At 68.9% G+C, this 13,837-nt stretch carries 12 protein-coding genes; 3 read left to right on the forward strand and 9 right to left on the reverse strand.

All coding sequences use genetic code 11. The features are described from left to right. Nucleotides 1-22: 22 nt before the first annotated feature. Nucleotides 23-1,384, reverse strand: a complete 1,362-nt coding sequence (locus AB0H49_RS02595) for a dipeptidase (protein ID WP_357246288.1) — start codon at nt 1,382-1,384, stop codon at nt 23-25. Between the two features lie 332 nt (nt 1,385-1,716). Between AB0H49_RS02595 and AB0H49_RS02600 the strand changes: the two genes are divergently transcribed. Beyond that, nucleotides 1,717-3,126, forward strand: a complete 1,410-nt coding sequence (locus tag AB0H49_RS02600) for a glutamate decarboxylase (RefSeq protein ID WP_357246290.1) — start codon at nt 1,717-1,719, stop codon at nt 3,124-3,126. An 81-nt stretch (nt 3,127-3,207) separates the two neighbouring features. Here AB0H49_RS02600 and AB0H49_RS02605 read toward each other — a convergent pair whose 3' ends face one another. The 3 genes from AB0H49_RS02605 to AB0H49_RS02615 all read right to left on the reverse strand — a co-directional run bounded on the left by AB0H49_RS02605 (nt 3,208) and on the right by AB0H49_RS02615 (nt 6,589). After that, complete coding sequence (locus AB0H49_RS02605; protein WP_357246293.1) at nt 3,208-3,909, reverse strand: DUF2334 domain-containing protein; 702 nt, start codon at nt 3,907-3,909, stop codon at nt 3,208-3,210. 108 nt (nt 3,910-4,017) lie between these two features. Then, the gene (locus AB0H49_RS02610; RefSeq protein WP_357246296.1) at nt 4,018-6,171 is read right to left on the reverse strand and encodes a S9 family peptidase; all 2,154 of its coding nucleotides are present in this window, start codon (nt 6,169-6,171) and stop codon (nt 4,018-4,020) included. Nucleotides 6,172-6,181: 10 nt separating this feature from the next. Continuing rightward, on the reverse strand, nt 6,182-6,589 hold the full coding sequence (locus tag AB0H49_RS02615; protein ID WP_357246299.1) for a MerR family transcriptional regulator: 408 nt from the start codon (nt 6,587-6,589) through the stop codon (nt 6,182-6,184). A 54-nt stretch (nt 6,590-6,643) separates the two neighbouring features. On the opposite strand from AB0H49_RS02615, the gene AB0H49_RS02620 reads away from it, so the two are divergent. Continuing rightward, a complete protein-coding gene (locus AB0H49_RS02620) occupies nt 6,644-7,732 on the forward strand; it encodes an alkene reductase (RefSeq protein WP_357246302.1) in 1,089 nt (362 codons plus the stop codon). A gap of 15 nt (nt 7,733-7,747) precedes the next feature. On the opposite strand, the gene AB0H49_RS02625 is transcribed toward AB0H49_RS02620, so the two are convergent. The 5 genes from AB0H49_RS02625 to AB0H49_RS02645 form a co-directional block, all read right to left on the reverse strand. Beyond that, nucleotides 7,748-8,704 carry an alpha/beta hydrolase family protein gene (locus tag AB0H49_RS02625; protein ID WP_357246305.1) on the reverse strand — a complete coding sequence of 319 codons (957 nt, stop codon included), beginning with the start codon at nt 8,702-8,704 and terminating at the stop codon, nt 7,748-7,750. Between the two features lie 135 nt (nt 8,705-8,839). Further along, a complete protein-coding gene (locus AB0H49_RS02630) occupies nt 8,840-9,274 on the reverse strand; it encodes an HIT domain-containing protein (protein WP_357246308.1) in 435 nt (144 codons plus the stop codon). An 88-nt stretch (nt 9,275-9,362) separates the two neighbouring features. Further along, complete coding sequence (gene purB / locus AB0H49_RS02635; RefSeq protein WP_357246311.1) at nt 9,363-10,784, reverse strand: adenylosuccinate lyase; 1,422 nt, start codon at nt 10,782-10,784, stop codon at nt 9,363-9,365. 6 nt (nt 10,785-10,790) lie between these two features. Then, a complete protein-coding gene (locus AB0H49_RS02640) occupies nt 10,791-11,429 on the reverse strand; it encodes a TetR family transcriptional regulator (protein WP_355000341.1) in 639 nt (212 codons plus the stop codon). A gap of 129 nt (nt 11,430-11,558) precedes the next feature. Then, nucleotides 11,559-12,728 carry a pyridoxal phosphate-dependent aminotransferase gene (locus tag AB0H49_RS02645; protein WP_357246314.1) on the reverse strand — a complete coding sequence of 390 codons (1,170 nt, stop codon included), beginning with the start codon at nt 12,726-12,728 and terminating at the stop codon, nt 11,559-11,561. Nucleotides 12,729-12,856: 128 nt separating this feature from the next. On the opposite strand from AB0H49_RS02645, the gene AB0H49_RS02650 reads away from it, so the two are divergent. Next, nucleotides 12,857-13,816 (forward strand): M23 family metallopeptidase, encoded by a 960-nt coding sequence (locus AB0H49_RS02650; protein WP_357246317.1) that lies wholly within the window; start codon nt 12,857-12,859, stop codon nt 13,814-13,816. Nucleotides 13,817-13,837 lie beyond the last annotated feature (21 nt).

A 13,837-nucleotide genomic window follows, 5' to 3' on the forward strand; every position in this document is an offset into this window, starting at 1 on the left:
GCTTCAGGGGTGAATACGACCTTCAGCCGCGACCGTAGCTGGTCAGGAAAAGCGCCTCAGCCAGTGCCATGTGTTCGATTTCGGACGGGTCCACGCTTTCGTTGGGCGCGTGGATGAGGCACTTCGGCTCCTCGACGCCGATCAGCATGATCTCGGCGTCGGGGTAGGTGTCGGCGAAGACGTTGCACAGCGGGATGGAACCGCCCTGGCCCTGGGTGGTGGTCGGCCAGCCGTAGGAGGCGACCAGCGCGGCGTCCATGGCCGCGCGCGCGGGGCCGCCGCTGGCGGAGCGGAACGGCGCTCCCTCGCCCTCCAGCTCGATGGTGAGCTTCGCGTGCAGCGGGGTGTTCGCCTCCAAGTGGGCGACGAGGGCGCGGTGCGCGTGTTCCGGCGTGATGCCCGGGGGAATGCGCAGGTTCAGCCGGGCGCGGGCGGCGGGCTGAATCGACGCCGTCGAGCCGACCACCCGCGGCGCATCGATGCCGAGCACGGTGAGAGCCGGTCGGGCCCAAAGCATTTCGGCGACTGTACCGTCGCCGGCGAGCGCGACTCCGCCGAGCACGCCCGCGTCGTTGCGGAAGCGGTCGGGGTCGTATTGCACGCCGTCCCAGGTCTGCCGGTTGTCCAGCCCCGCGACGGTGGTGTTGCCGTCGGCGTCGCGCAGCGTGGCGAGCACCTGGATCAGCGCGGCGAGCGCGTCCGGCGCCGCACCGCCGAACATGCCCGAATGCAGCGGTCCGGCAAGGGTTTCCACGGTGACGAGCACGTTGACGTTGCCGCGCAGGGTTTCGGTGAAGGTCGGCACGCCCGCGGCGAAGTTGCCGCAGTCGCCGATCACGATGGCGTCGGCGCGCAGCAGATCCGGGTTGGCCACGACGAATTTCTCCAGCCCCCCGGTCCCCTGCTCCTCCGAGCCCTCGGCGACCAGCGTGACGCCCACGGGTAGCTCGGATCCGACGGCGCGCAGGGCCGTCAGGTGCATGACGATGTTGCCTTTGCAGTCCGCCGCGCCGCGCCCGTACCAGCGACCGTCCTTCTCGGTGAGCTCCCAGGCGGGCGTCCGCCACGCGGCCTCGTCCAGCGGTGGCTGCACGTCGTAGTGGCAGTAGAGCAGCACAGTCGGCGCCCCGGGAGGCGCGGGACGCGAGGCGATGACGGCCTTGCTGCCGTCCGGCGTCTCGTGCAACCCGACCTTGGTCAGCCCGACCGCGGCGAACGCGTCGGCCACCCACTGCGCGGCGCGCTCGCACTCCTCGGCGGGGAACTGCCGCGCGTCGGCCACGGACTTGAACGAAACCAGTTGCGCGAGATCGCGTTCGGCTTGCGGCATCAGCCCCGCGACGCGCGAGCGCAGGTCGGCGGTATGCGGATCGTCGGAAGTCATGGGCAGCTCACTTCGTCGTGTCGTCGAGCGTCGATTCGCACCTCGTCGAGGTGGATGCCGAGCCGGTCCACACGGCGCTGAAGCGATTCGCGCACAGTGCTGGCGCCGATTCGACGGCGATCACCGTATCGCGATCGCCGGTCGCCGAGCGGTTGCCGGGGCCGGGCCGCGTCGGTCGTGATGTCGTCGACGGGACGCCGGACCGAGCACCAGTAGCCGCTCAGCATCCACCCTCTCGGGGCGAAACTACCGCTTGTACAAGCAATTCATTGCAGAATGAGGGCAGAAACCAATCCGTGGCAATCTTTGAGCAGCATTGCTGGGAGGCCCCGATGCCCGCCGCACCGGATTTCGACGATCTGTTCGCACTGCCCGCGATCGACCATCCCGCGCCGAAAGAGAGTTTCCCGGACAAGGAAGTCCTTCCACAGGTCGCCTACCAGATCGTGCACGACGAGCTGCTGCTCGACGGCGTCTCCCGGATGAACCTCGCCACCTTCTGCACCACCTGGGTCGACGACCAAGCGCGCAGGTTGATGAACGAGTCGCTGGACAAGAACATCGTCGACAAGGACGAATACCCGCAGACCGCGGAACTGGAGCGCCGCTGCGCGCGGATGCTCGCCGACCTCTGGCACGCCCCGGATCCCGCGACCACGCTCGGCACCTCGACCACCGGGTCCAGCGAGGCCGCGATGCTGGGTGGGCTCGCCGCCAAGTTCCGCTGGCGCGAGCGCGGCGGCTCGGGCACGCCGAACTTCGTCTGCGGACCCGTGCAGGTCTGCTGGGAGAAGTTCGCCCGCTACTTCGACGTCGAGATTCGCCAGGTGCCGTTGCGCGGCGATCGGCTCACCATGCACCCCGACGACGTCGCCGCGCACTGCGACGAGAACACCATCATGGTGGTCGCCAATTTCGGGCAGACCTACACGGGACTTTTCGAGGACGTCGCGGGCATGGCGCGTGCGCTCGACGATCTCCAGTCCGCGAAGGGCCTGGACATCCCGCTGCACGTGGACGCGGCGAGCGGCGGTTTCCTCGCCCCGTTCACCGCCCCCGATGTGGTGTGGGACTTCCGCCTGGAGCGGGTGAAATCGATCAACTCCTCCGGCCACAAGACCGGTCTCGCCCCGCTCGGCGCGGGCTGGGCCATTTGGCGCACGGCCGACGACCTGCCCGCGGAGCTGATCTTCGACGTCGACTATCTCGGCGGCAGCATGGCCACCTTCAACCTGAACTTCTCCCGGCCCGGCGGGCAGGTGATCACGCAGTACTACGACTTCATCCGGCTCGGCAGGCTCGGCTACACGCGGTTGCAGGAGGCGATCTACCGGGTCGCGGGACATCTGGCGGACGGGTTGCGGAAGTTCGACGGGTTCGAGCTGATCCACGACGGCGATCCGGGTCGCGGCATCGCCGCGGTGTGCTGGCGACTGACCGGCTCGCCCGGTTTCAACCTCTACGACCTGTCCGATCGGCTACGCACCCGCGGCTGGCTGATCGCCGCGTACCCACTGCCGCCCGATCGCGGATCGGAGACGATCATGCGCGCGGTGATCCGGCACGGCTTCACCCACGACATGGTGGACCTGTTGCTCGCCGACATCGAACGCAGCGTGCGGCAGCTGGCCGACCATCCGCTGACGGTCTCGCTGACCAGGGCGGAAGCGGGCGGCTTCACGCACAACGCGACGCCGAAAGTTCCCACCGCGCAACCGAAGACCACCGCCGAACAAGCCTAGTCCCGCGGCCGAGTACGCGAAGGTGCGCCCGCCGCCACCGATCGCCATTCCCGGCGGCGGGCGTACCTCCGCCCGCGACCCTCAGGCCGCGCGCATCAGGTCGATCGGCTCCCACCGATACACATCGCTGACCGCGCCGTGGAACAGCGCCAGATCCACCGCGTCCAGCATCGCCTGGCGCGGACCCGAACGCTGTAACTGCGCCGCGGAGATCGCCAAGCGCAGCACGCCGCCGCGCCGCGCGGTCCGCGCCGCACCCATCACCAAGGCGCGGCACCACCACGGCTCGGCGCGGAAACCTTCGCCGATGCCGTAGACGCGCGACTTCTGCGCCGCGTTGCGCTCCAGATCGAGGATCGAGGTGAGCCCGAGCGCCAGCCGGAACCCCGTCTCGGGCAGCGCGGCGATGGCCCCCGCCGAGGCGTCCCAGCGCGGCGCGGCGAACAGCCGGGTGCGCAGTTCCGCCTGCTCCAGCACCCGGTCGGCCGCGGTGAGCCGCAGCTTGGCCTCGTGCTTGGGCAGCGTCGCGAACTCGGCCCTGCGCCGCTTGGTCGCCGCTTGGTCGTAGCCGTGCAGCACGATGGCGTCGCCGCGGGCCCGCCTGCCGCGCAGCCATGCCTGCGTCGCCAGGTCGTCGACCAGCCGGTACTTGCCCTTCAACCGCGGCGCCACCAGCAGCGACAACCGCACGTCGCGGCGATCCATCTCCGCGGCGAATTCGATCGCGGCGTCTCGAGTGGTGTCCCGGATACCCGACACGGACACGATCAGCTCAGCGTTCATGAACCAACGGTGCCGGACGCAGGTGTCATTCATGTGCAGCGAGCATGACCAGGGGACGAACAACCGAAACACCGTCGGCGACCAGCCCGGGCCGCCGACGGTCGGTCTTTATTCGTCGGCCAGGCCGACGGTGTCGAGCACCCAGGCGTGCTCGAACGCCACTTCCTTCCACTTCTCGTAGCGCCCGCTGACGCCGCCGTGGCCCGCGCTCATCTCCGTCTTGAGCAGCAGCGGCGCGTCACCGGTCTTGGTCGCGCGCAGCTTGGCGACCCACTTGGCGGGCTCGACGTAGAGCACCCTGGTGTCGTTCAGGCTGGTGACGGCGAGGATCGCCGGGTAGTCCTTGGCCTCGACGTTCTCGTACGGCGAATAGGACTTCATGTACTGGTAGACGTCCTTGTCCGCCAACGGATTACCCCACTCGTCCCACTCGATGACGGTGAGCGGCAGCGACGGGTCGAGGATCGAGGTCAGCGGGTCGACGAACGGCACGTTGGCGAGAATGCCCTGGAACAGCTCCGGCGCCAGGTTCGCCACGGCGCCCATGAGCAGCCCGCCCGCGCTGCCGCCGTCGGCGACCAGCCGATCGGGCGCGGTCCTTCCGGTGTCGATCAGGTGCCGCGCGCAGGCGACGAAGTCGGTGAAGGTGTTCTTCTTGGTGAGCGTCTTGCCGTTCTCGTACCAGAGCCTGCCCATCTCGCCGCCGCCGCGCACGTGCGCGACCGCGAACACCATGCCGCGATCGAGCAGCGACAGCCGCGCGACCGAGAAGGACGGATCCATGCTCGCCTCGTACGAGCCGTACCCGTAGAGCAGCAGCGGGTTGGGCTGGCCCTCGGCCACCGCGCCCTTCTTCCACACCAGCGAGATCGGGATCCGGGTGCCGTCCTCCGCGATCGCCCAATCCCGGTGCTGCGCATAGTCGTTCGCGTCGTAGCCGCCGAGCACCGGCTGCTCCTTGCGCAGCAGCAGCGCGCCGGTGGCCGGAACGTAGTCGAAGACCTGCATCGGGGTGATGAACGAGGTCAGGCCGATGCGCAGGGTCGGCTGGGTCCATTCCGGGTTCGCGCCGGAGCCGACCGCGAAGAGCTCCAGATCGAACTCGAGTTCGCGCCGCTCGCCGTAGCCGGAGTCGGTCAGCGACCAGACCGCGACCCTGGTCAGCGCCTCGCGCCGGTAACTGAGCACCAGGTGATCGGCGAACGCGTCGACGTCCTCGAGCCGCACGTCGTCGCGGTGGCCGATCAGCAGCGTCAGGTTGGACGGATCGGCGACGGGCGCCTCGGCGAGCACGAAGTTCTCCGCCTTCACCCCGTCCACGACGTCGTTGTGCAGGATGAGGAAGCGGTCCTCGCCTCCGATCACCGCGTGCTCGGCCGAGTATTCGACGCCCTCGCGCCGCGGCATGATGATCCGGAAATCGCCCTCGGGGTTGTCGGATTCCAGCACCCAGCCCTCGGTGGTGATCTTGGAGCCGACCCAGATCATCAGGTACTTCTCCGAGCGGGTGGAGCCGATGCTCACCCAGTAGCGCTCGTCGGGCTCGTGGAAGACCTTCACGTCGGCTTCGGTGGCGGTGCCGAGCCGGTGCCGCCACACGGTGTCGGGGCGCCAGGACTCGTCGACCGTCTGATAGAAGACGTGGCTGCCGTCCAGCGACCAGGTCGCGCCCGGTGCGGTGCCCGCGATCTCGTCGGCGAGCGGTTCGCCGGTGCGCAGGTCCTTGAAGCGCAGGGTGTAGCGCTCGTCGCCGACGGTGTCGACCGAGTAGGCCAGCAGATTGCCGTCGTGGCTCACCGAGAACGCGCCGAGGGCGAAGTAGGCGTGGCCCGTGGCCAGCTCGTTGCTGTCGAGCAGCACCTGTTCACCGGGGATCTCGCTGTCGACCTCGAGCCGCGGCGGAGTCCACGCGTCGATGCCCTCGGCGGCGCCGCTGGCGATCGGGCAGCGGCAGTGCACGCCGTACTGCTTGCCCTCGTAGCTGCGCGAGTAGTACCAGAACTCGCCCATCCGGGTCGGCACCGAGAGGTCGGTCTCCTGGGTGCGCGACTTGATCTCCTCGAAGATCTTCTCGCGCAGGCCCTGCAGGTGCGCGGTCTGCGCCTCGGTGTAGGCGTTCTCCGCCTGGAGGTGGGAGATGACCTCGGGATCCTCCTTGTCCCGCAGCCACTCGTACTCGTCGACGAAGACGTCGCCGTGATGCACCCGCTCGGTCGGCACCGTCTTGGCGATCGGGGCCGCCACCGCACTTTCGACAGACATGCGGTCCACCCTACTTGCGGGTCGTCGAATCCCCCGCGCGTTGGAACTCCGCGGGCGGCGCCTCGCCGCCCGCCGCGCGGATGACGCTGTCGAGCACCTCGCAGGTGCGGTGCAGATCGCGCAGCGCGCGGTCGATCCTGGCCCGCTCCTCGGTCAGTTTCTCCACCAGGAACGGGGTCGCTTCGGCGCTGGGTGAGCCGTCGGTGTCGTGGATGCACGGGAGCAGTTCGGCGATGGTGTCGCTGGTCAGTCCGGCCGCGAACATCTCCTGGATCCGGCGCACCCGCTCGACGGCCGCCTCCGGATACTCACGCTGCCCGCCGGAGCTGCGGGGGGCGGCGAGCATGCCCTTGTCCTCGTAGTACCGCAGCGACCGGACGCTCACGCCGGTTCGCTCGGCAAGTTCACCGATGCGCACGTCACTCCTCGAGCCCTTGACCTGACATTGATGTCAGCTTCTAGCGTACGCCTCATGAAACTTCTGACGCCCTACCGCGACCACGAACTCGCCCTGCCGAACCGCATCGTCATGTCTCCCATGACCCGCTTGCGTTCGCTCCCGGACGGCTCCCCGACCCCCGACGTCGTCGACTACTACGCGCAACGCGCCACCGCCGGATTGATCATCACCGAGGGCATCTGGCCGCATTCGACCGGTCAGAGCGAGGCGTGGGCGCCCGGCCTGCAGACCGAAGCCCACGTCGACGCTTGGCGCCGGGTCACCGAAGCGGTGCACGCGAAGGGCGGGCGGATCTTCGCGCAGCTGATGCACGGCGGCCGCAAGAACCATCCGCTCGGCCGCATCGACGGAACCTGGCCCGCCGGTCCTTCCGCGGTGGTCGATCCCGATCGCGTGCACCTGATCGAGGGCGGCAAGGCCGATCCGATCACGCCGGGCGAGCTGAGCCGCGCCGACATCGCGGCGGTGATCGGTCACTACGCCGCCTCCGCCCGCAATGCGATGGCCGCGGGCTTCGACGGCGTCGAAATCCACGGCGCCAACAGCTATTTGCCCCACCAGTTCCTCGCCGACAACACCAACCTGCGCACGGACGAATACGGCGGTTCGATCGACAACCGGATGCGGGCGCCGCTGGCCATCGTGGACGCCGTGGCCGAGGCGATCGGATCGCGCCGCACCGCCATCCGGCTCTCGCCGGGCAATCCGCAGTTCAACATGTACGAGGCCGATCCGGCGCCGCTGTACCGAAAGCTGGTGTCCGAGTTGGATCGTCGCCAGCTGGCCTATCTGCACCTCGTCGACAACGACGACTATCCGGCGTTGACCGATCTGCGTCCGCGCTGGCGCGGCACTCTGATCGCCAACATCGGCGAGAACCGCGAACCGACCACCGCCGCGGGTGCGGAAGCGGTATTGCGCGCGGGCACAGCGGATCTCGTCTCGTTCGGGCGTGCGTTCATCGCCAATCCCGATCTGGTGGAACGGATCGCGCGCGATCTGCCGCTGAACTCGATCCGCGAGGACGGGCTGTACGGACGAGACGCGAAGGGCTACACCGACTATCCGGCTTGGTCGCAGAGCGCGTTGTCCCGATCGTAGGTGTGTTGCGCCGGGTCAGGCGCCGATGGCCGAGCCGATGGTCGGCCACGAGGCGTGCAGTGTGTCCTGCCAGTAGGACCAGGAGTGGGTGCCGACCGGGCTGTAGTCGATGCGGGCCGGAATGGCCAGACTGCGCAGGCGCCGCTCGAAGGCGATCACGCAGGTGTTGATACCCACCTCGACCGGGCCGCCGAGGACGATGTTCTCGGCGAGCTGCGGCTTGATCTCCGTCTCGTGCGGGCCGGGGACGCCGGTGCCGGTGGACAGGTAGATCGTCTTGCCGCGCAGGCGTTCCGCCAGCAACGACGGGTCGTGCTCGGCCCAGGCGTGGGTGCCCGGCGCGCCCCACATATTGATCGGGTTGCCGCCGCGGTTGGCGATCGAGAACATCACGCCACCCGTGGCCAGGCCGGTATCCGGGCAGGCGCTGTAGCCCGCGATCGCCGTGTACAGCTGCGGGTTGCGCGCGGACAGGACGAACGCGGCGGTGCCGCCCATGGAGAGTCCGCCGATCGCGTTGACGCCGTTGCCGTCGAAGTTCGCGTCGATCAGCGGCGGCAGCTCCCTGGTCAGGAAGGTCTCCCACTTGTAGCGGCCGAAGCGCGGGTCGTCCTGCTGCCAGTCCGTGTAGTAGCTGGCCTGGCCGCCGACGGGCAACACCACATTGACGTTCTTGCTCCGGAAGAACGCCTCGGCGTCGGTCGCGTTGGTCCAGGTGCTCTGGCCTACGCCGGGGTCGAGTCCGTCCAGCAGGTAATAGGACGGCCGGGCGCCGCCGCCCGTCGGGTGCAGCACTTCAACCTGAACCGTTCGGCCCATCGCCGGGGAATCGATGAAGACCGAGGATCGGGTCGGGCTCAACGGATCGATCCGCACGATCTGCGCGGCGGAGGCCGGGGCTCGTGCGATCAGCGGGCCGAGCATGGCGATCGCGACCGCAAGCACTGCCACAGCAACTCCGGTACGCCGCACGTCTCGCCCTCCATCACCGCATGAGAGTGGGCTCCAACGTAACTCACTCCATGGAGTTGCGGAAGGGATCCGAGATCTCCGCTCTTCTACAGCAAACTGCCCAGTACGTAATGGGTTTCACGCTGACCCCACCGGTCACCGACCTTCGGCGCGCTCCAACGCCCCACGAATGGATCCGGCGAGATAGTCCAGATCGGCACGGGGCGGGGTCGTCGGACGGCCACGAAGCCCGAACCCGTCGCCCGGCGTCCGCGGGATGACGTGCAGGTGCACGTGAAACACCTCTTGCCCCGCCGTCACGCCATCGGCGAGAAAGAAATTGACCCCGTCACACCCCACCTCACTCGCCCGCAACGCCCCAGCCAGCCGCTGCCCCACCTGAAACAGCTTCCCCCCGATCACCGGATCCAGCTCCGCCAAACACCGCGCCGCCACCCGCGGCACCACCAGCAAATGCCCCGGCGTCATCGGCCGAATGTCCATGAACGCGACCACGTCGTCGTCCTCGTACACCTTGGAAGCCGGCGCCCGCCCGGCAATGATGTCGGCGAAAATCGAGTACGGATCCACACCGCACCTTAACCTGCCAGCAGCCGGGTTCCGCGTGAACCCGGCTCCTCTCCGGACGGGTGGGCAGCCGGGTTTCGCGTTTGCGCCGTCAGAGGATTGGCGACGGGGTGTAGCGGGCGGCTTCGGGGTAGGTGTCGACGAGTTTTTGGACCTGGGCGATGACGTCGGCGGCCTGGGCGCCCGCGGCGCCGATGAAGGCGGACTTGTCGGCGAGGGCGGTGTCGAGGGCCGGGCGGTCCAGGGGGAGGCGGTGGTCGGCGGCGAGGCGGTCGAGCAGGTCGGGCTCGCGGCCCTGTTCGCGCATGGCGAGGGCGACGGCGACGGCGTGCTCCTTGATGACCTCGTGCGCGGTCTCCCGGCCGACGCCCGCGCGCACCGCCGCCATCAGGATGCGGGTGGTGGCGAGGAACGGCAGATAGCGGTCGAGCTCGCGGGAGATGACGGCCGGGTAGGCGCCGAACTCGGCGAGCACGGTGAGGAAGGTTTCCATCATGCCGTCGATGGCGAAGAACGCGTCCGGCAGCGCGACCCGGCGCACCACCGAACAGAACACGTCGCCCTCGTTCCACTGCGCGCCCGACAGTTCGGCGGCCATCGAGGCGTACCCACGCAGCACCACCTGCAGACCGTTGACGCGCTCGCAGGAGCGGGTGTTCATCTTGTGCGGCATGGCCGAACTGCCCACCTGCCCGGGCTGGAAGCCCTCGGTGACCAGCTCGTGCCCCGCCATCAGGCGAATGGTGTGCGCGAACGAGGACGGACCCGCGCCCACCTGCACCAGCGCGGAGAGCACGTCGTGATCCAGCGAGCGCGGATACACCTGACCGACGCTGGTGAACACCGTCGCGAAGCCGAGATGCCGGGCGACCTGCTGTTCCAGCGTGGCCAGCTTGGCCGAATCGCCGCCGAGCAGGTCGAGCATGTCCTGCGCGGTGCCCATCGGACCCTTGATGCCGCGCAGCGGGTAGCGGTCGATGAGCTCGCGCAGCCGGGTCAGCGCGATCAGCAGCTCGTCGGCGGCCGAGGCGAAACGCTTGCCGAGGGTGGTGGCCTGCGCCGCCACGTTGTGCGAACGGCCGGCCATCACCAGCGTCTGGTACTCGGCAGCCCGCTCGGCCAGCCGCGCCGCGATGGCGACGCCGTGCGCGTGCACGTGCTCGAGCGAGAGCCGGATCTGCAGCTGCTCGACGTTCTCGGTGAGGTCGCGGCTGGTCATGCCCTTGTGCACGTGCTCGTGCCCGGCCAGCGCGTTGAATTCCTCGATGCGCGCCTTCACGTCGTGGCGGGTGACCCGCTCGCGCTCGGCGATGGAGGCGAGATCGACGTGGTCGATCACCCGCTCGTAGTCGGCGATCACTCCCGCCGGGATGTCGATGCCGAGCTCCGACTGTGCCCGCAGCACCTCCAGCCACAGCCGCCGTTCCAGCACGATCTTGTGCTCCGGCGACCACAGGTGCACCAGCTCGGGACTGGCGTAACGGGTGGCGAGGACATTCGGGACGAGACTCACGTCTGGTCAGTCTAGTGCTCGGAACCTGTCCGCTTGCTGCGGCGTCGCCGGGGCGACGATATCGATCACCTCGAGCAGCGCGCCGCGCGCCATCCGACGGGGTTCCGGGTTGCTTTCGCTCAGCGCCGCGACCACCGCGCCGTCCACCACCGCGACCACCCTGCGTAGCTGTTCGGGCCGCACCATCCGGTCCGAACGCCGCAGCACGTCGGCGAGCAGCTCGTCGAGCTGGGCGCGCAGCCGTAGCTGGACCTCGCGTAGCTCTGGATGTCGCGCCGAGGCCACCGAACGCTCGTAGCGGGCGATCAGCTGACCACGCGCGCCTTCGTCGGGCCCGTCGGCGCCGACCAACAGGTCCAGCACCAGGTCGACGGTCGCCTCGGCGCCGCGGCGGCGGTGACTCACCTCGCCGACCCTGCGGCGCATCGCGTCCAGCTCCGCGTTCCCACTGAACTCGACCGCGCGGGCGATCAGGTCTTCCAGGGACTCGAAGTAGTACGTGGTCGAGGCGAGCGGTAGATCCGCGCGCGTGGCAACCGAGCGATGCCGCACCGCATCGAATCCGCCTTCGAGTAACAACTCGGCGGCGGCCGCTACCAGAGCCTGGCGACGCCGTTCGCCTTTCGGGGTCGTCGCGGTTATCACCGTGCCATCGTGCCAGTCGTCATCAGTTCATCCGTGCGAAATCGAGAGTCGAAAGCCAGCAATCGTTGTTTTACCCCATCTGGGCGTTCCCGGTGTCGAACTGTGGAAACTTGTTGTCGGACATGAGGTTCAGGCGCCCAGATAGTAGCCGAGCCGCAGCAACGCCGCCTCGATATCCGCGGTGGCGCCCGCAAACGAGAAGCGAACGGTGCGGTGCCCGGCCACGGTGTCGAAGTCGATGCCGGGCGCCAAGGCCACCCCGGTGTGCTCGAGCACCTCGGCGCACCACTTGCGCGAATCGTCGGTCAGGTGGCCGATGTCGGCGTAGGCGTAGAACGCGCCGTCGGCGGGGGCCAAGTCGGTGATGCCCAGCTTCGGCAGGCCGTCCAGCAGCAGCCGCCGGTTCACCGCGTAACGCTGGACGTGGCCGTCCAGCTCGGTCTTGGCCTCGGCGCCGAAGGCGTGCAGCGCAGCGTATTGGGAGACGGCGGGCGGGCACACCGTCATGTTGGAGGCCAGTCGCTGCAGCGCGGGCCGCAGCCTGCTCGGCGCGAGCATCCAGCCGAGCCGCCAGCCGGTCATGGAGAAGTACTTGGACACCGAGCCGATAACCACGGATTCGCGAGAGGTCTCCCACGCCGAAGAGGTCTGTGCCGCCGAGCCCGGGGTCTCGTAGGTGATGCCGTGATAGATCTCATCGGAGATCAGCAACGTCCCGTGCGTGTCGCACCAGCGGGCGAGCGCGGCGAGCTCGGCCGGGGTGATCATGGTGCCGGTGGGGTTGGCCGGGCTGGCGACCACCAGACCGGCGGGCGGCTCGGGCAGCGATTCGAGCATGGCCACGGTCGGCTGGAAGCGGGTCTCGGGGCCGCAATCCAGTTCGACCACTCGGCAACCCAGCGCGGTGAGGGTGTTGCGGTAGGCCGGGTAACCGGGCCGAGCCACCACGACGGTGTCGCCCGCGTCGAAGGCGGCCAGGAAGATCAGGGTGAACGCGCCGGACGACCCGGTCGTCACCACCACCTCGTCGGGGTCCACGTGGTAGCCGTAGGTGTCCCTGTGGTGCTCGGCGATCGCCTCGCGCAGCTGCAGAATGCCGAAAGTCTCTGTGTAACCGAGCAATTCGGCGTCGATCGCGGTCTTCGTGGCACGCAGCACCGGAGCGGGAGCGGGCGTCGAGGGCTGACCGGCCGCGAGCACGAGCACGTCGCCGTGGGTTCGGGCGCGCTCCGCGGCGGCTTTCCAGACATCCATCACGTAGAAAGGTGGAATGGTCGACCGGCGAGATTCTCCTGACACCCGACAGACGGTAGACCCTCCGACCCGGCGGCAGGTCGCCAACGCTCGGCTTTCCTCGAAGAGCTTTCTCGGCCGACACCTGCCCACATCCGTGCTTGCGTCCCGCGCGCACGGCTAAGGTCGGCGTAATGCTGGAAAAGGCTCGCCGCGCGGGGCTCGAGCGGGTACGCGGAGTGGGTGGCATCGGCGTCATTCCGCCGGATTGGCGTGCCAAGGTGCGGGAGCGGTCCGATCGCGATCCGCGCCGCCTGCTACGCCGCGCCCGCGCCGAATTCGCCGAACTGCGCCGCCGCCCCCTGCCCGACCCGCGGGACCTGTGGACCGAACAGAAACGGCAGGACTACCGAGCGCTGCTGCGCAAACATCGGGTGCTGATCGCGGGGCTGGCGGTGACACTGCTGGTGGCCGGGGCCGATTCACCGTTCGACTGGGGCGTCGGCCACCGCGATCCCGGCCCGAACGAGGCCATGCGGGTGTTCTTCGCCCATCCCCAGGAAATGCAATCGACCCCGCCCTCGGTGCGCCGCTACCTCAACGCCATCGCGAGCGGCGAACGGCGCCGCGAACAAGCCGTGGTCGCCGCCGCGGCGCGAGCGACGCTGGAGCGAGCCAAGGCCGAAGCCGCCGCGGCCGCCGCGGGCGAATGGCAACCCTGGATGGGCGGCACCGCACCGCTGCCGCCCGGCTCGATCCTGCCGGGCGTCGGCGGATTCGTACTACCGACCCGCGGCACCTTCACCTCCGGATTCGGTTCGCGCTGGGGCACTTTCCACAACGGCATCGACATCGCCGCGCCCATCGGCACCCCGATCTACGCCGTCGCCAACGGCACCGTGATCGACGCGGGCCCCGCCCAGGGTTTCGGCTTGTGGGTGCGCATCCGCCACGACGACGGCTCGATCACCGTCTACGGGCACATGTACGACTTCTTCGTCTCCGTCGGCGAACGCGTCCCGGCGGGCATGCAGATCGCCCGCATGGGCAACCGCGGCGATTCCACCGGCCCGCACCTGCATTTCGAGGTGATCGTCGGCGGTCGCCACGTCGACCCGCGCGCCTGGCTGGCGCTGCACGGCCTCAGCTTCTAGTGCTGCGTCCAGAATCACCCC

This window comes from Nocardia sp. NPDC050713 (genome assembly GCF_040654315.1).
GTDB lineage: Bacteria > Actinomycetota > Actinomycetes > Mycobacteriales > Mycobacteriaceae > Nocardia.